The sequence below is a fragment of the Pigmentiphaga sp. NML080357 genome (assembly GCF_002188465.1).
Taxonomy (GTDB): domain Bacteria; phylum Pseudomonadota; class Gammaproteobacteria; order Burkholderiales; family Burkholderiaceae_B; genus Pigmentiphaga.
In genome coordinates, this window is sequence record NZ_NINW01000024.1 from 337,615 (window position 1) to 353,767 (window position 16,153).

Annotated in this window: 13 protein-coding genes, 1 tRNA gene and 1 pseudogene; 11 read left to right on the forward strand and 4 right to left on the reverse strand. The window is 64.6% G+C overall.

What is annotated here, in order from left to right; genetic code table 11:
- The first annotated feature begins 22 nt into the window (after positions 1-22).
- The 9 genes from CDO44_RS08860 (at position 23) to CDO44_RS08900 (ending at position 9,761) form a co-directional block, all read left to right on the forward strand.
- A complete protein-coding gene (locus CDO44_RS08860) occupies positions 23-1,333 on the forward strand; it encodes a citrate synthase (protein WP_158213233.1) in 1,311 nt (436 codons plus the stop codon).
- A gap of 280 nt (positions 1,334-1,613) precedes the next feature.
- Positions 1,614-3,560 carry a threonine--tRNA ligase gene (gene thrS / locus CDO44_RS08865; protein WP_087779859.1) on the forward strand — a complete coding sequence of 649 codons (1,947 nt, stop codon included), beginning with the start codon at positions 1,614-1,616 and terminating at the stop codon, positions 3,558-3,560.
- Between the two features lie 98 nt (positions 3,561-3,658).
- Complete coding sequence (gene infC, locus CDO44_RS08870; protein WP_087779887.1) at positions 3,659-4,207, forward strand: translation initiation factor IF-3; 549 nt, start codon at positions 3,659-3,661, stop codon at positions 4,205-4,207.
- A 248-nt stretch (positions 4,208-4,455) separates the two neighbouring features.
- Complete coding sequence (gene rpmI / locus CDO44_RS08875) at positions 4,456-4,653, forward strand: 50S ribosomal protein L35 (RefSeq protein WP_087779860.1); 198 nt, start codon at positions 4,456-4,458, stop codon at positions 4,651-4,653.
- Between the two features lie 28 nt (positions 4,654-4,681).
- Entirely contained in the window at positions 4,682-5,041 is a 360-nt protein-coding gene (rplT, locus tag CDO44_RS08880; RefSeq protein ID WP_087779861.1) for a 50S ribosomal protein L20, read from the forward strand.
- A 191-nt stretch (positions 5,042-5,232) separates the two neighbouring features.
- Positions 5,233-6,252 carry a phenylalanine--tRNA ligase subunit alpha gene (pheS, locus tag CDO44_RS08885; protein WP_087779862.1) on the forward strand — a complete coding sequence of 340 codons (1,020 nt, stop codon included), beginning with the start codon at positions 5,233-5,235 and terminating at the stop codon, positions 6,250-6,252.
- A gap of 265 nt (positions 6,253-6,517) precedes the next feature.
- On the forward strand, positions 6,518-8,929 hold the full coding sequence (gene pheT, locus CDO44_RS08890) for a phenylalanine--tRNA ligase subunit beta (protein WP_087779863.1): 2,412 nt from the start codon (positions 6,518-6,520) through the stop codon (positions 8,927-8,929).
- A gap of 23 nt (positions 8,930-8,952) precedes the next feature.
- Positions 8,953-9,345, forward strand: coding sequence for an integration host factor subunit alpha (locus CDO44_RS08895; RefSeq protein ID WP_304528370.1), 393 nt, complete (start codon positions 8,953-8,955; stop codon positions 9,343-9,345).
- Positions 9,346-9,353: 8 nt separating this feature from the next.
- Entirely contained in the window at positions 9,354-9,761 is a 408-nt protein-coding gene (locus CDO44_RS08900) for a MerR family transcriptional regulator (RefSeq protein WP_087779864.1), read from the forward strand.
- Positions 9,762-9,783: 22 nt separating this feature from the next.
- Here CDO44_RS08900 and mdeB read toward each other — a convergent pair whose 3' ends face one another.
- Complete coding sequence (gene mdeB, locus CDO44_RS08905; protein WP_087779865.1) at positions 9,784-12,480, reverse strand: alpha-ketoglutarate dehydrogenase; 2,697 nt, start codon at positions 12,478-12,480, stop codon at positions 9,784-9,786.
- Between the two features lie 133 nt (positions 12,481-12,613).
- On the opposite strand from mdeB, the gene CDO44_RS08910 reads away from it, so the two are divergent.
- A complete protein-coding gene (locus tag CDO44_RS08910; RefSeq protein WP_087779889.1) occupies positions 12,614-13,075 on the forward strand; it encodes an Lrp/AsnC family transcriptional regulator in 462 nt (153 codons plus the stop codon).
- Positions 13,076-13,151: 76 nt separating this feature from the next.
- Here CDO44_RS08910 and CDO44_RS27415 read toward each other — a convergent pair whose 3' ends face one another.
- Positions 13,152-13,577 (reverse strand): hypothetical protein, encoded by a 426-nt coding sequence (locus CDO44_RS27415; protein ID WP_144389493.1) that lies wholly within the window; start codon positions 13,575-13,577, stop codon positions 13,152-13,154.
- An 11-nt stretch (positions 13,578-13,588) separates the two neighbouring features.
- Positions 13,589-13,665: transfer RNA gene (locus tag CDO44_RS08915), tRNA-Pro, on the reverse strand.
- 436 nt (positions 13,666-14,101) lie between these two features.
- Between CDO44_RS08915 and CDO44_RS08920 the strand changes: the two genes are divergently transcribed.
- On the forward strand, positions 14,102-16,024 hold the full coding sequence (locus tag CDO44_RS08920) for a PrkA family serine protein kinase (protein ID WP_198951330.1): 1,923 nt from the start codon (positions 14,102-14,104) through the stop codon (positions 16,022-16,024).
- Positions 16,025-16,041: 17 nt separating this feature from the next.
- Here the strand turns inward: CDO44_RS08920 and CDO44_RS08925 are convergent.
- Positions 16,042-16,153, reverse strand: a pseudogene (locus tag CDO44_RS08925) (IS5/IS1182 family transposase); the annotation flags it as partial.

The following is a 16,153-nucleotide window of genomic DNA, read 5'->3' on the forward strand; positions in this document are numbered from 1 at the left end:
CGCGGGCGCGCGAGCATCGCTCATGAACGCATCCGAGACCGCCGCCGAGGCCTGGTCCGCAGGCGGCTTCGTCGATTCGAAAGAAGCCTGCCGCATCCTGGAAATCAAGGCGGCCACGCTGTACACCTATGTCAGCCGCGGCCTGCTGCACCCCGTCGCGCAGCCGGGACGCAAGACCCGGCTTTACCTGCGCGAGGAAGTCGAAGGGCTGCGCACCCGCAGCCAGGCGCGCATGGGCCATGGCGCGGTGGCGGCCACGGCCCTGCGGTGGGGGCAGCCGGTGATCGATACCGGCATTACCGAGATCACCCCGGCGGGGCCTCGCTACAGGGGGCGGCTCGCGGCCGAACTGGTGGAGTATCCGGGCGTGTTCGAGAACGTGGCAGAGTTGCTCTGGACGGGCGTCTTGCCCCACGGCGCCAGCATATGGCCGGTCGAGCCGCTGCCCCCTAGGGCCAGACAGGCATTGCGGAGCCTGATGCCCGGGCCGGGGGAGACGCCGCGCATGGTGCGCGTGTTCCAGGGCGCCGCCCTCGCGCTGGGGGGCGGGTCGGTGGACGAGGAGGTGCGCAGCGGCGCGCAGATTCCCGCCGCGCGCCAGCTCGTGCTGGCCTTCGCAGGGTGCTGCGGCCTGCTGTCGGACCAGCGCCGCTACCGTCCGCCGTCCGGCGCCAAGCCGCTGGCGCAGCACGTCGCCGAAGCGCTGGCCCGCGAAGCGACGCCGGAGTTCTTGAAGGCGCTGAACGCGATGCTCATCCTCAGCGCCGACCACGAGTTGTCGCCGCCGACGTTCAGCGCGCGGATCGCCGCCTCGGTCGGCGCGGAACTGCACGCCTGCGTCGGCGCGGCGCTGGCGGCGCTTTCCGGCTCGGGGCTGGCCGGCGGCTGCGACCGCATCGAAGAGACGCTGGCGGGCATCCGTACGCGCGCCCACCTCGATGCCTGGGTATCGCGGGTGGTGCGCGACCGGGCGCGATCGTCCGCCTTCGGGATCGAGTCCTATCCGCAGGGAGATCCGCGCGCCGCTCAATTGATCCGCATGGCCCGGGAGCATCCGCGTCCGACTCGCCGCGCCGAGATGCTGTTGCGGTTTCTCGACGAAATCCAGGCGCAAGTGGGCATCCCGCCCCGCATCGAACTCGGGCTGGCCGCCGCCTGCGCCGCCTGGGACCTGCCGCCGGGCAGCGCGAGCGCGCTCTGGGCCATGGGCCGAACCGCCGGATGGATCGCCCATGCGCTCGAGCAGCGGTTGAACGGCTTTTTCCTGCGGCCGCGCGGCCAGTTCCATGCTGGGCCGCAAGGGGGCGCTGTGCTAAAATCACAGACGACGTAGACACAGCAACGATCACAGCAAGATTCAAGGACGATCCCAGCATGGGCGTTTTTTCTATGCTCGAACGAACTACCTCGGGGAACATCGCCGGCTAGCCGCGTTGGTTTCCTGGATCGCATCGTCCTTTTCCGCCGGGCCTCTGGCCCGGGATCCTGCAGAAAGCGAGAACGCGGCCCGATGCCGCGTTTTTTTATGTTCCCGGTTCCGCCGCTTCGCGCGTCGCGGCGAGCGCCGGCGTTTGTCGGCGCGCGCGCCGTGTTTCAATCTCGAGGTCGCATCAATGATCAAGGTAACGCTGCCCGATGGTTCCCAGCGTGAGTTCCCGGCCCCCGTCACGGTGGCCGACGTCGCCGCGTCCATCGGCACCGGGCTGGCCAAGGCCGCCCTGGCCGGCCGGGTCACCCACGAAGGCAGCGAACCCGCCCTGGTCGACACCAGCTACACGATAGACCGCGATGCCCGGCTCGACATCGTCACGGCCAAGGATGCCGAGGGCCTGGACCTGATCCGCCACTCCACGGCGCACTTGCTGGCCTACGCGGTCAAGTCCCTGTATCCCGAGGCGCAGGTCACCATCGGCCCGGTCATCGAGAACGGCTTCTACTACGATTTCTCGTATTCGCGGCCGTTCACGCCCGAAGACCTGGCGGCCATCGAGAACAAGATGATGGAACTCGCCAAGAAAGACGAGGTCGTGACGCGCGAGGAATGGAAGCGCGACGACGCCGTGGACTTCTTCAACTCGATCGGCGAAAAGTACAAGGCCGAGATCATCGCCTCGATTCCCGCCGACCAGAAGATCACGCTGTACCGCGAGGGCGATTTCGTCGACCTGTGCCGCGGCCCGCACGTGCCGTCCACGGGCAAGCTCAAGGTGTTCAAGCTGATGAAGGTGGCCGGCGCCTATTGGCGCGGCGACAGCAAGAACGAGATGCTCCAGCGCATCTACGGCACGGCCTGGGCGAAGAAGGAGGACCAGGACGCCTACCTGAAGATGCTGGAGGAGGCCGAAAAGCGCGACCACCGCAAGCTGGGCCGCGAACTCGACCTGTTCCACTTCCAGGACGAGGCGCCCGGCCTGGTCTTCTGGCATCCCAAGGGCTGGACGATCTGGCAGCAGGTCGAGCAGTACGTGCGCGGGGTCTACCGCGACAGCGGCTACCAAGAGGTCAAGGCGCCCCAGATCCTCGACCGTTCGCTGTGGGAAAAGACGGGGCACTGGGACAACTATCGCGACAACATGTTCACGACGGAGTCCGAGAACCGCTATTACGCGCTCAAGCCCATGAACTGCCCCGGGCACGTGCAGATCTTCCGCGCCAACCTGCATTCCTACCGCGACCTGCCGTTGCGCTACGGCGAGTTCGGCCAATGCCACCGGAACGAACCCTCGGGCGCGCTGCACGGCATGATGCGGGTTCGCGGTTTCACGCAGGACGACGGCCACATTTTCTGTACCGAGGACCAGATCCTGGACGAGTGTGTTGCTTTCACGTCACAACTGCAGCGTGTCTATCGCGATTTCGGCTTTACCGACATCCTCTACAAGGTGGCGACGCGGCCGGAAAGCCGCATCGGTTCGGACGAGGTCTGGGACAAGGCCGAGCATGCGCTGATGGAGAGCCTGCGCCGCTCCGGCTGCGAGTACGAGATCAGCCCGGGGGATGGCGCCTTCTACGGGCCGAAGATCGAATACACGCTCAAGGACGCCATCGGCCGCCATTGGCAATGCGGCACGATCCAGGTCGATTTCTCCATGCCGGGCCGCCTGGGCGCCGAATACGTGGACCAGAACGACCAGCGCGTCACGCCCGTGATGCTCCACCGGGCCATCCTGGGTTCGATGGAGCGCTTCATCGGCATGTTGATCGAGCATTTCGGCGGCGCGATGCCGCCCTGGCTGGCGCCGGTCCAGGCGGTGGTCTGCAATATTTCCGAGGCAACCGCCGAATATGCCCAAAGTGTCGCGCAAACCCTGAAAAAACAAGGGTTTAGAGTCGAGGCGGATTTGCGTGGTGAAAAGATCACCTATAAAATCCGGGAGCACAGCTTGCAAAAAGTTCCCTATATCCTCGTCGTGGGGGAAAAAGAACGGCAAGCTGCATCGGTGGCCGTACGCGCCCGCGGCGGCGTCGATCTGGGGGTCCTCCCGCTCGATGCATTCTCGTCGCGGCTCGCTGCCGACGTGGCCGAACGCCGGAATCCGGAAGTCCCCGCCAATCCGTAATCGCATGGTTGGCCTTTCCGGCTCCGGGCACGGTCCGTGCTGGCGGCGGGGCAACCCGCCGCGCGCGGCCGTTTCAATCAAATTCAGGAGTTTCAGACATCGCTACCGACAAGCCGAATCGCATCAATGGTGAAATTACCGCACCTGAGGTGCGCCTGATTGGGGTCGACGGCGAACAGCTTGGCATCGTCAAGCTGGCCGAAGCAGTTAGGCTTTCCGAACAGAATGATGTTGACCTGGTAGAAATTGCCCCCAACGCGCAGCCCCCGGTCTGCCGCCTGATGGACTACGGCAAGTTCAAGTACCAGGAGCAAAAGCGGCAGCACGAAGCCAAGCTCAAGCAGAAGATCATCCAGGTCAAGGAAGTCAAGTTCCGCCCTGGCACCGACGAGGGCGATTACCAGGTCAAGCTGCGTAACCTGCGCCGGTTCCTGGAAGAGGGCGACAAGGCCAAGGTGACGCTGCGCTTCCGTGGCCGCGAAATGGCCCACCAGGAACTCGGCATGAGGGTGCTGGAACGTGTCCGCGACGACCTGGTCGAGATCAGCGCGGTCGAGGCCATGCCCAAGCTGGAAGGCCGGCAAATGGTGATGGTGCTGGCTCCCAAGAAAAAAGCTCCGCCCACGGGCAAGGGCGCCGCGGAATAACGCGGTATAATCTACGGTTTTCCAGAGGCGTGGATGCCTTATCCGTGCCCCTGGCGAAGTCCGGCGCGAAAGTCCTGGCGCCGGGCAATCCGGTTCCTCGTGAACGCTTTCAAATCCGCAGGGCGGCGCGTCTTGCCGAGCGGTGCGTTGTCCGGGAACGGGGCAGGTAAAACAAGTGAATGCGGGTCGTCAAGTCCGGCACCAGGCCGCCGGCACCCGTGAGCATGTAAACGAAACAGGAAGCAGTCATGCCTAAGATGAAGACCAAGAAAAGCGCCGCCAAGCGCTTTCAGGTCCGCGGTAGCGGTTCCATCAAGCGGGGCCAGGCGTTCAAGCGCCACATCCTCACGAAGAAAACGACCAAGAACAAGCGTCAGTTGCGCGGTTCCACCGCGGTCCACGAGGCCGATGTGAAATCCGTGCGGGCAATGATGCCGTTTGCCTGATCCCAACCGCTGATATTGGAGTTTTCAAATGCCTAGAGTCAAACGTGGGGTAACCGCCCGGGCCCGTCACAAGAAAGTCATCAGCGCCGCCAAGGGTTATCGCGGCCGCCGCGGCAACGTCTTCCGCGTCGCCAAGCAGGCGGTCATGCGCGCCGGCCAGTACGCGTACCGCGACCGCCGCGCCAAGAAGCGCACCTTCCGAGCACTGTGGATCACGCGTATCAATGCCGCCGTCCGCGAGCATGGCGTGTCGTACAGCGTGTTCATCGCCGGCCTGAAGAAGGCGGCGATCGATCTCGACCGCAAGGTCCTGGCCGACCTGGCTGTGCGCGACAAGGCGGGTTTTGCCGCGATCGTGCAGCAAGTCAAGAACGCCCTGGCAGCCTGAACTCGCATCGCCACGCGCGGTTCCGGCCTGGCGGCCGGAGCCGGATCGTGGCGCTAGGAGTGCAACACCCGAACGGGGCTTCTTCGAAGCCCCGTTTGCGTTTTTGCCGTCAGGCCGCGCAGGCAGCAAGCAGCAAGCGTTGGGGCTTTTCCCGTGGTGCCTCATTTTTCCCTTACCGATACGAATCCGCCATGTCCCAGAATCTGGACGAACTGATACGCCAAGCCGGGGAGGCCTTCGCGGCCGCGTCCGACCCCAACGCGCTCGAGAACGAAAAGGCCCGGTTCCTGGGTAAGCAGGGCGCCTTGACCGCGCTGTTGAAGGGACTCGCCAGCCTGACCGCCGAGCAGAAACGCACGGAAGGGGCGCGCATCAACGAAGCCAAGGGCAGGATCGAAAGCCTGCTGAACGACCGGCGGCAGGCCTTGGCCGACGCCAAGCTGGCGGCGCGCCTGGCGGAGGAAACCATCGACGTCACGCTGCCCGGCCGCGGGCGCGGCGTGGGCGGCATCCATCCGGTGATCCGCACCTGGGAACGCATCGAGCAGATTTTCCGTTCCATCGGCTTCGACGTGGCCGACGGCCCGGAAGTGGAGAACGACTGGACCAACTTCACGGCGCTGAACAATCCCGAGAACCATCCAGCGCGCTCCATGCAGGACACCTTCTACGTCGACATGAAGGACGACAAGGGACTGCCCCTGCTGCTGCGCACGCATACCAGCCCCATGCAGGTACGCTATGCGCGCGCCCATCAGCCGCCCATCAAGGTGATCGCGCCCGGCCGTACCTACCGGGTCGACAGCGACGCCACGCATTCGCCCATGTTCCACCAGGTCGAGGGCCTGTGGATAGACGAGAACATCTCGTTCGCCGACCTGAAGGGCGTCTATACCGACTTCCTGCGCGCTTTCTTCGAGACCGATGACCTGGTGCTGCGCTTCCGGCCCTCGTTCTTCCCGTTTACGGAACCGTCGGCCGAAATCGACATGATGTTCACCTCGGGCCCCAATAAGGGCCGCTGGTTGGAAATCTCCGGTTCGGGCCAGGTGCACCCCACCGTCGTGCGCAATTTCGGGCTGGATCCGGAGCGCTACATCGGCTTTGCCTTCGGCTCCGGCCTCGAGCGCCTGACCATGCTTCGCTACGGCGTCAACGACCTGCGCCAGTTTTTCGAAGGCGACCTGCGTTTCCTGAAACAATTCAACTAGAGGGAGGAGGTCCCCCCTACGCGCTTACGCGCGCCCCCCAGGGGCGAAACCGGCGGACTGGCAAAAGCCAGATCCGCGGTTTCCTGGGTCTAGGGAAACTATCTTGGACTGAAGCACGGTTGCTATCGCTGGTAGCCAACGATAGCAACCGTGCCACAACCCAGGATAACGGTACTAGATCCAGGATGCGTGGATCCGGCTCCGCCGGTCCACCCGCATCGCCCCCTGGGGGGCGCGCGAAGCGCGTAGGGGGGATCTACACACCATGCAATTTCCCGAATCCTGGTTGCGGGCACTGACCAACCCCGCCATTTCGACCGACGAGCTGGCTCATCAATTGACCATGGCCGGCCTCGAGGTCGAGGAAGCCGAGCCGGTGGCGCCCGCCTTCAGCGGCGTGGTGGTGGCGCAGGTGCTGTCGGTCGAACCGCACCCGAACGCCGACAAGTTGCGCGTGTGCAAAGTCGACGCGGGGAAGGGCGAGCCGCTGCAGATCGTGTGCGGCGCGCCCAACGTGGCGGCCGGCATGAAAGTGCCGCTGGCGACCGTGGGCGCGCGGCTGCCCGGGGACGTCAAGATCGGCGTGGCCAAGATGCGCGGCGTGGAGTCCGCCGGCATGCTGTGTTCGGCGCGCGAGCTGGGCCTGTCGCAGGACCACGCCGGACTGCTGGACCTCGGCGCGGACGCCAGGGTCGGCATGTCGGTACGCGACTGGCTGCAACTGGACGATACCGTCTTCACGCTCAAGCTCACGCCCAACAAGGCGGATTGCCTGTCGGTGCTGGGCGTCGCGCGCGAGGTTTCGGCCTTGACGGGCGCGCCGCTGGCCGCGCCGAAGCTGGAACCGGTGCCGGTCGCCATCGACGACCGCGTGCCGGTGACCGTGCATGCGCCGGACCTTTGCGGGCGCTATGTCGGGCGCGTCGTCCGCGGCGTCGACGCGAGCGCGCCCACGCCGGAATGGATCCGGCGCAGGCTCGAGCGGGCGGGGCAGCGTTCGATTTCCGCGCTGGTCGACATCTCCAACTACGTCATGCTGGAACTGGGCCGGCCCAGCCACGTGTTCGACCTGGCCAAGGTCCACGGCGGCCTGCACGTGCGGTGGGGCAAGCCGGGCGAGCAGATCCTGCTGCTGAACGGCCAGACCGTCGAGGTGGACGGCGAGGTAGGCGTGATCGCCGATGACAACGGGCCGGAATGCCTGGCCGGGATCATGGGCGGCGAGGCAACCTCCGTATCGACCGAGACGCGCGACATCTACATCGAGGCCGCCTTCTGGTGGCCGGCCAGCATCGCCGGCCGCGCACGCCGCTACAACTTCAGCACGGACGCCAGCCACCGCTTCGAGCGCGGCGTGGACTACGCCAACATTCCCGCCGACCTCGAGTATCTGACCAGCCTCATCGTGCAGGTCTGCGGCGGACAGGCCGGTCCGGTGGACGATCAGGTCGTCAACCTGCCCGAACGCAAGCCAGTACGGCTGCGCGTGGCGCGCTGCCACAAGGTGCTGGGCGTGGATGTGTCCGAAGACGAGATCGCCGGCATCTTCACCCGCCTCGGACTGCCGTTCGTGCGCGAGCCGGGCGCTTTCGTCGTGACGCCTCCGTCCTTCCGCTTCGATATCGAGATCGAGGAAGACCTGATCGAGGAAGTGGCGCGCATCCATGGCTTCGAGCGGATTCCGGACGTGCCGCCGATGGCGCGGGCGACCATGCGCATCGAGCCGGAGGAGCGCCGCTCGTTCCACGGATTGCGCCACCTGATGGCGGACCTGGACTACCAGGAAGTCATCAACTTCAGCTTCGTCGAGGCCGATTGGGAGCGCGACTACGCCGGCAACGCCGATCCGATCCGCCTGCTCAACCCCATCGCCAGCCAGCTGTCCGTCATGCGCAGCAGCCTGATCGGGGGGCTGGTGGCCAATGCCCAGTACAACGTCAACCGCAAGCTCCCGCGCGTACGCGTGTTCGAACTGGGACGGGTATTCCGGCGCGACCCGGCGGTGCAGGACGGCCCGCTCGAAGTGGCCGGCGTGAATCAGCCCATGCGCCTGACGGCCCTGGCCTATGGACCGGCGGTGGAGGAGCAGTGGGGGACCCAGACCCGGCAGGTCGACTTCTACGACCTGAAGGCCGATCTGGAGGCCTTGCTTGCGGGCACCTGCCGCGAGGCGCCTCGTTTCGTTCCCGACTCGCATCCGGCCTTGCATCCTGGCCGCAGCGCCCGCGTCGTGGTCGATGGCGAGACCATCGGCTGGATAGGCGAGCTGCATCCGCGCTGGGTGCAGCGTGCCGAGCTGCCGCACGCGCCGGTGGTATTCGAGGTGGACGCGGAACGCGTTGCCGCGCGTCCGCTGCCGGTGCTGGCGGAAATCTCGCGCCAGCCCGTGGTCATCCGCGACCTGGCCTTGTGGGTGCCCGAGGCGGTGCTGGCCCAGCAAATGCTCGACACGGTGCGTCATCTCGTGGCCAAGGAGGCCGAGCTGGCGGTCGTCAAAGACGTACGCATTTTCGATGTTTGGCGGGATAAGTCCTTGTTAGAAAAGGAAAAAAGCCTTGCCTTCCGGTTCTGGCTACAGGATACTTCGGTAACCCTGGACGACGCCCGAGTCGAGTCGTGCCTGGCCCGCATCCGTGCCGCGCTGGAAGCCGAGCATGGCGCAAGGCTGAGGGTCTAACGCCGAGTTTTCCATCCGTGTCTATGCATTCTCTCGTTTCCGACAGCTACGCCCGCCCGGACGCGCTCGAGGCCGACGCCGACGCGCCGCAGGGCGCGCTCGATCCTCGCACCCTGACCAAGGCCGAACTGGCCGACCTGCTGTTCGAGCGGGTCGGCCTCAACAAGCGCGAGGCCAAGGATATGGTCGAGACTTTCTTCGAGGAAATCCGCGACGCGCTGGAACGCGGCGACATGGTCAAACTCTCGGGCTTCGGCAATTTCCAGGTGCGCAACAAGCCGCAGCGCCCCGGACGCAATCCCAAGACGGGCGAGGAAATCCCCATCGCCGCCCGCCGTGTCGTCACGTTCCATGCGAGCCAGAAACTCAAGAGCATGGTCGAGCAGGTCGCGCTGCGCGAACAGAATCCGTCCTGAGAGGTTTTATGGCGCGCATCGAGCCCCCCGTCGTTCTTCCCCCCATCCCCGCCAAGCGTTACTTCACCATCGGCGAGGTCAGCGAACTGTGCGGGGTCAAGCCGCACGTGCTGCGCTACTGGGAACAGGAATTCACCCAGCTCAAGCCCATCAAGCGACGGGGCAATCGCCGCTATTACCAGCACCACGAGGTCCTGTTGATACGGCGCATACGCGAATTGCTCTACGAGCAGGGCTTCACCATCAGCGGCGCCCGCAACCGGCTGGACGAGTCGCGCGGGCAGGTCGAGGAAGAGCCGCAGGTCGTCACGTTCTCGATCGAAGAGCCCGAACTGCAGGCCATACGCGCCGAGCTGGCGGAGATCGCCGGCATGCTCAAGGCCGCGCAGGAAGCGAGCGTGGCCCGGATGGGCTAGGCCGCTACACGCCGGTCCCGCGTCAGCTTTCCCACGGCGGCATCGCGTCGACGGCGATGCCGTACCGGTCGATGGCCCGCGCGCATACGCCCCGGTCTACCCGGCCTTCGCGGGCGAGCGCGTCCAATGCCGCCAGCACGATATGGTGGCGATCCACCTCGAAGAATCGGCGCAGTGCCGCCCGGGTATCGCTCCGGCCGAATCCGTCGGTGCCCAGGACGACCAGGCGGCCGCCGCAATAGGGCGCGATCAGGCCAGGCCAGGCGCGAATATAGTCGCTCGCGGCCACGATGGGCGCATCGCCATCCAGGCAGTCCGCAAGGTGGCTGCGGCGGGCCGGCTGGCCGGGATGCAACCGGTTCCATCGTTCGGTCTCGCGGGCATCCCGCGCCAGTTCGCCATAGCTGGTGGCACTCCAGATCTCGCTGCTCACTTGCCAGTCGGCGGCCAATAGCCCGGCCGCGGCGATCGTTTCGCGCAGGATCGCGCCCGACCCCAGCAGCCGCACGGCGGGCCGGCCTTCGCCTTCCGAAGCGTAGCGGTACAGGCCCTTGATGACGCCGGCATGCGCCTCCGGCGGCAGGGTGGGCTGCGCGTAATTCTCGTTGCCCAGCGTGAGGTAATAGAAGACGTCTTCCTGGCGTTCGAGCATGGCGCGCATGCCGTGGTCGATGATGACCGCGCACTCCGCCGCAAAGGCGGGGTCGTAGGCGCGGCAGTTCGGAACGGCGGCGGCGCTGACCAGGCTGCTGCCGTCCTGGTGCTGCAGGCCTTCCCCGCCCAGCGTCGTGCGGCCGGCGGTGGCGCCCAGCAGGAATCCCCGTGCCCGCTGGTCGGCGGCGGCCCAGATGAGATCGCCGATGCGCTGGAAGCCGAACATCGAGTAGTAGATGTAGAAAGGCAGCATCGCGGTGCCGTGCACGGTGTAGCTGGTGGCGGCGGCGACCCACGAGCTGACCGCGCCCGCCTCGCTGATGCCTTCCTCCAGGATCTGTCCGTCCAGCGCTTCGCGGTAGCTCAGCACCGAGCCGATGTCCTCGGGCTCGTAGCGCTGCCCCACGCTGGAATAGATGCCGATCTGCTTGAAGAGGGCGGCCATGCCGAAGGTCCTGGCCTCGTCGGCCACGATGGGCACGATGCGGGGCCCCAGCGCGCGATCCTTGAGCAGGTTGCCAAGCAGGCGCACGAAAGCCATGGTCGTGGACATTTCCTTGCCCGCGGCCTCCAGCGCGAAACCGCCGTAGGCCTGGAGGGCGGGTACCGGCAGCGGCGGCGCCGACGTGGTTCGCGCGGGCAGGTAGCCGCCCAGCGCCTTGCGGCGCTCGTGCAGGTAGCGGATCTCCGCGCTCTCGGCGCCCGGATGGTAGAACGCGAGGGATTGCGCCGCCTCGTCGGACAGCGGCAGGTCGAAGCGGTCGCGAAAAGCGAGCAGGGCGTCGCCATCCAGCTTCTTCTGCTGGTGGGTGGTCATCTTGCCCTGGCCCGCCTCGCCCATGCCATAGCCTTTCTTGGTCTGCGCCAGGATGACGGTGGGCTGTCCCTTGTGGCGCACGGCGGCGTGGTAGGCGGCGAAGATCTTCACGAGATCGTGTCCACCGCGCTTGAGCCTGTCGATCTGGTCGTCGGTCAGGCCTTGGGCCAGCGCGGCCAGTTCGGCGTCCTGGCCGAAGAAATGCTCGCGATTGAAGCGGCCGTCCTTGGCGGCGAAGGTCTGCAACTGCCCATCCACCGTGTGTGCAAAGGCGCGGGCGAGCGCGGCCGTGGCGTCACGGGCAAACAGGCCGTCCCAGTCCGACCCCCACAGCAGCTTGATGACGTGCCAGCCTGCGCCGGCGAACAGCGCTTCGAGTTCGTCGACGATGCGGCCGTTGCCGCGCACCGGCCCATCCAGCCGCTGGAGATTGCAGTTGACCACCCAGGTGAGGTTGTCCAGCTTCTCGCGCGCGGCCAGCGTCAGGGCGGACATGCTCTCGGGCTCGTCCATTTCGCCGTCGCCGAATATGCCCCATACGCGCCGGCCCGCCGTGTCCTGCAGGCCGCGATGGGCGAGATAGCGCATGAAGCGCGCCTGGTAGATGGAACTGATCGGGCCGATGCCCATGGAGCCGGTGGGAAACTGCCAGAACGACGGCATCAGCCAGGGGTGGGGATAGCTGGACAGCCCCTGCGCGCCCGTGTGCCGTGCGGTGATTTCCTGGCGGTAGTGGGCGAGGTCCGCTTCCGTGAGCCGGCCTTCGAGGAAGGCCCGCGCATAGATGCCTGGAGCCGAGTGAGGCTGGTAGAAGACGAGGTCCGCCTCGCCGGCTGCCCCGGCACGGAAAAAATGGTTGAAACCGACTTCGAACAGATCGGCGGCGCTGGCGTAGCTGGCGATGTGTCCGCCCAGTTCGCCATAGGCCTGGTTGGCGCGAACCACCATCGCCAGGGCGTTCCAGCGCATGAGCGAAGCCAGCCTTTCCTCGATCGCCAAGTCGCCGGGAAAAGGCGCCTGGGCGGCCGCGGGGATGGTGTTGACGTAGGGCGAGTTCAGGCGCGGCCGCCAGCCGACCGCCGCGCCGCTGGCGACAGCCGCCAGCATGTCGAGGATCTGCCGTGCGCGTTGCGGGCCGTTGGCCTGCAGGAGCGAGAGCAGGGCATCGCGCCATTCCGCCGTCTCCTGCGGATCGGGGTCGGGGGCGGTGCCGTCCTGCGCGATTAGGTGCCGCGATTCGTCGTACATGCTTGCGTCTCGTTTTTCGTCGAAAGTGTGCGAAAAATTCTACGCTTCGAATCGCGGAATAGGCTTTCGAATACGCTGTGAATCGGGGGTTCTATCAGAATAAAATGCCGAAAAAATCCGAAAGAGGGAAATGATGCAGCTCGATGACACCGATCGCCGCATTCTGGCCGAATTGCAGGCCGACGCGGGCATCTCCAATGTTGAACTGGCGCGCCGGGTGCACCTGTCGCCGTCGCCGTGCCTGACGCGGGTCAAGGCGATGGAGACGGCCGGCCTGATCCGCCAGTATGTGGCGCTGCTCGACCCGCAGCAGCTCGGCCTGCATCTGAACGTCTTCATTTCCATCAGCCTGAAGCAGCAGAACCGCGAGGCGCTGCAGGTGTTCGAGGACGCCATCTGCGCCCGCGAGGAAGTCATGGAGTGTTATCTGATGACGGGCGATGCCGACTACCTGATACGCGTCGCAGTGCCTGACATCCAGGCGCTGGAGAGCTTCATCCTCGAACACCTCTCGCCCATCGCGCAGGTCGAGAAGATCCGCTCCAGCTTCGCGCTCAAGCAGGTGCGCTACAAGACCGCGCTGCCGCTGCGGTAGCCGCCCTGGGGCGGCTCGTGCAATAGATGTATCCCGGGGGAATCGCTTGTAATTAAAGGAAATGAACAAAATTCCTTCAGTGATAGCTTTTTGTAATTATTTGATTCATGCCGGCGTAGGGCCACCATGACCGGCCCGGCTGGAGCATGGTGGACTCGCGCTGCCGCAGGTGGCCGGCACAACGCGCGCTTGCATCGCCAATGAATGCGGACATGAAGACGGTCCGCGCCTTGCGTTCATTATTGTTTTCAATTTGGCGTTCCGGCAGGACACGGACACGCGGAGAAAATCCCCGGACATTTATCGCGGCGGGTTTTCCATCATCGGCTTGATGGTTTTTCGTCGTGTGTCGCCGGCCGGGTTGGGCGATGGCGGCAATGGTGACGACGGGCTCCAACCTCATGCCAAAAGCGCCATAGGAAAATGCTGCCGCGATACCGGAAAAACAAAAGCCCGGCAGCTTGTGGCTACCGGGCTTTTCGGTTCCGACTATACAAATCAAGAACTTATGTATGGTCGGGGCGGCGGGATTCGAACTCGCGACCCCTTGCACCCCATGCAAGTGCGCTACCAGGCTGCGCTACGCCCCGAAAGACAAAAAGTATAGCAAATTTTTTGAGGTGCTGGAAAGCGCGCATGCACTTTATTTTGCGCGCGTCGATGATCGACGGGCGCGCAAAGCGCACTTGCCGAGGCAACGGAAATTTGCGGAACTCCGCATGCCGAATCGCAGCCTTACGAGTGTATACCCTAGGAAGTGGAGCCAAAAAAATTATCGTGCGTGCGCAACACAAAGCAGGTCGCCGGTGCCGTTGCGCCGTATGATGTTTGCAATGAGGTTACCCAAGGAGATTCCTGGAGCAGACATAGCGTGACGAGGCAGGATCGGTAGTTGCTGATTCCGTTTGCCCCGGACACTGCGGGAAGTTCATCCGGCAGGAAGAACCGGAGGCCGGCTCGACCGGCGCTAACAACAACAGAGTCGTGTAGCAGTTTTCATTCACTCGCTGTTGGAGGTTGTCCGTGCTGAACATCGTCGAAGGGTTCAAGTCTCAATACGCCAAGACGCAGGAAACCGAACTTTCTCTCGAGGAGTATCTGGACCTCGCCCGCCGGGATCCCGTGACTTACGCCAGCGCCGCCGAGCGTATGCTTGCCGCGATCGGCGAGCCGGAGCTGGTCGATACGCGCAACGACCCGAGGTTGTCGCGGCTGTTTTCCAACCGCCTCATCCGCCGCTACCCCGCGTTCAAGGAATTCTTCGGCATGGAGGACGTGATCGATCAGATCGTCGCGTTCTTCAAGCATGCCGCGCAAGGCCTGGAAGAGCGCAAGCAGATCCTCTATCTGCTCGGCCCGGTGGGCGGCGGCAAGTCCTCGATCGCCGAACGCCTGAAGGCGCTGATGGAAGCGCATCCCATTTACGCGCTCAAGGGTTCTCCCGTGAACGAGTCGCCGCTCGGGCTGTTCCATCCCGACCGGTTCGGCAGCCAGCTCGAGAAGGAATACGGCATTCCCCGCCGCTACCTGACAGGCATCATGTCGCCTTGGGCCATCAAGCGCCTCAAGGAATACGACGGCGACATCTCGCAGTTCCGCGTGGTCCGGTTGCAGCCGTCGGTCCTGCGCCAGCTCGCCATCGCCAAGACCGAGCCGGGGGACGAGAACAACCAGGACATCTCCTCGCTGGTGGGCAAGGTGGATATCCGCAAGCTCGACCGCTATTCGCAAGACGATCCCGATGCGTACAGCTATTCGGGAGGGCTGTGCCTGGCCAACCAGGGCTTGCTCGAATTCGTTGAAATGTTCAAGGCGCCCATCAAGATGCTGCATCCCTTGCTGACGGCGACCCAGGAAGGCAACTTCAAGGGCACCGAAGGGTTTTCGGCCATCCCGTTCAACGGGATCATCCTTGCGCATTCCAACGAGTCCGAATGGCAGACCTTCCGCAACAACAAGCACAACGAAGCTTTCCTGGACCGTATCTACATCGTCAAGGTGCCGTATTGCCTGCAGGTCTCCGAAGAGGTCAAGATCTATCGCAAGCTGCTGCAGAACAGCTCGCTGGCCGACTCGCCTTGCGCCCCCGGCACGCTCGAGATGATGGCGCAGTTCTCCGTGCTGACGCGGCTCAAGGAGCCGGAGAACTCGAGCGTGTATTCCAAGCTGCGGGTCTATGACGGGGAAAGCCTCAAGGATGTCGATCCGAAGGCCAAGGTCCTGCAGGAGTACAAGGACTACGCCGGCACCGACGAAGGCATGACCGGTGTGTCGACCCGCTTCGCCTACAAGATCCTGTCCAGCGTCTTCAACTACGACCAGACCGAAGTGGCGGCCAATCCGGTGCACCTGATGTACGTGCTCGAGCAGCGGATCGGGCGGGAGGACTATCCCGACGAGATCCGCCGCCGCTACCTGGAGCACATCAAGGGCTACCTGGCGCCGCGCTATGCGGAATTCATCGGCAAGGAAATCCAGACCGCCTACCTGGAGTCGTATTCGGAGTACGGGCAGAACATTTTCGACCGCTACGTGACTTTCGCCGACTGCTGGATTCAGGACGAGGAGTTCCGCGACCCGGAGACCGGCGAGAGCTTCGACCGCGCGGCGCTCAACGCCGAGCTGGAGAAGATCGAGAAGCCGGCCGGAATCGCCAACCCCAAGGATTTCCGCAACGAGATCGTGAACTTCGTGCTGCGCGCCCGCGCCAACAACGGCGGCCGCAATCCCGCGTGGACCAGCTACGAGAAGCTGCGCGAGGTGATCGAGAAGAAAATGTTCTCCAACACCGAGGATCTGCTCCCGGTCATTTCGTTCAACGCCAAGGCGTCGGCCGAGGACAAGCGCAAGCACGAGAGCTTTGTCGAACGGATGGTCGAAAAAGGCTATACCGAAAAGCAAGTCCGCTTGCTCTGCGAGTGGTACTTGCGGGTGAGGAAGTCTTCGTGAGCTAGGGCGTGTTCACACTATCTAAGCCCATCAACGATGAGCGCGAAATTGATGAAGGCAATGAACATCACATCCAGCTTGTCGAATCGCGAGAATATGCGCCGGAAGCCTTTGAGGCGCCGGAACAGT

Excerpts from the sequence above, each read along its gene's own strand:
- CDO44_RS08860 (WP_158213233.1), top strand. The coding sequence starts at position 23 with ATGAACGCATCCGAGACCGCCGCCGAGGCCTGGTCCGCAGGCGGCTTC.
- rplT (WP_087779861.1), top strand. The coding sequence starts at position 4,682 with ATGCCTAGAGTCAAACGTGGGGTAACCGCCCGGGCCCGTCACAAGAAA.
- pheT (WP_087779863.1), top strand. The coding sequence starts at position 6,518 with ATGCAATTTCCCGAATCCTGGTTGCGGGCACTGACCAACCCCGCCATT.
- CDO44_RS08910 (WP_087779889.1), top strand. The coding sequence starts at position 12,614 with ATGCAGCTCGATGACACCGATCGCCGCATTCTGGCCGAATTGCAGGCC.
- thrS (WP_087779859.1), top strand. The coding sequence starts at position 1,614 with ATGATCAAGGTAACGCTGCCCGATGGTTCCCAGCGTGAGTTCCCGGCC.
- pheS (WP_087779862.1), top strand. The coding sequence starts at position 5,233 with ATGTCCCAGAATCTGGACGAACTGATACGCCAAGCCGGGGAGGCCTTC.
- CDO44_RS08900 (WP_087779864.1), top strand. The coding sequence starts at position 9,354 with ATGGCGCGCATCGAGCCCCCCGTCGTTCTTCCCCCCATCCCCGCCAAG.
- mdeB (WP_087779865.1), bottom strand. The coding sequence starts at position 12,480 with ATGTACGACGAATCGCGGCACCTAATCGCGCAGGACGGCACCGCCCCC.
- CDO44_RS08895 (WP_304528370.1), top strand. The coding sequence starts at position 8,953 with ATGCATTCTCTCGTTTCCGACAGCTACGCCCGCCCGGACGCGCTCGAG.
- rpmI (WP_087779860.1), top strand. The coding sequence starts at position 4,456 with ATGCCTAAGATGAAGACCAAGAAAAGCGCCGCCAAGCGCTTTCAGGTC.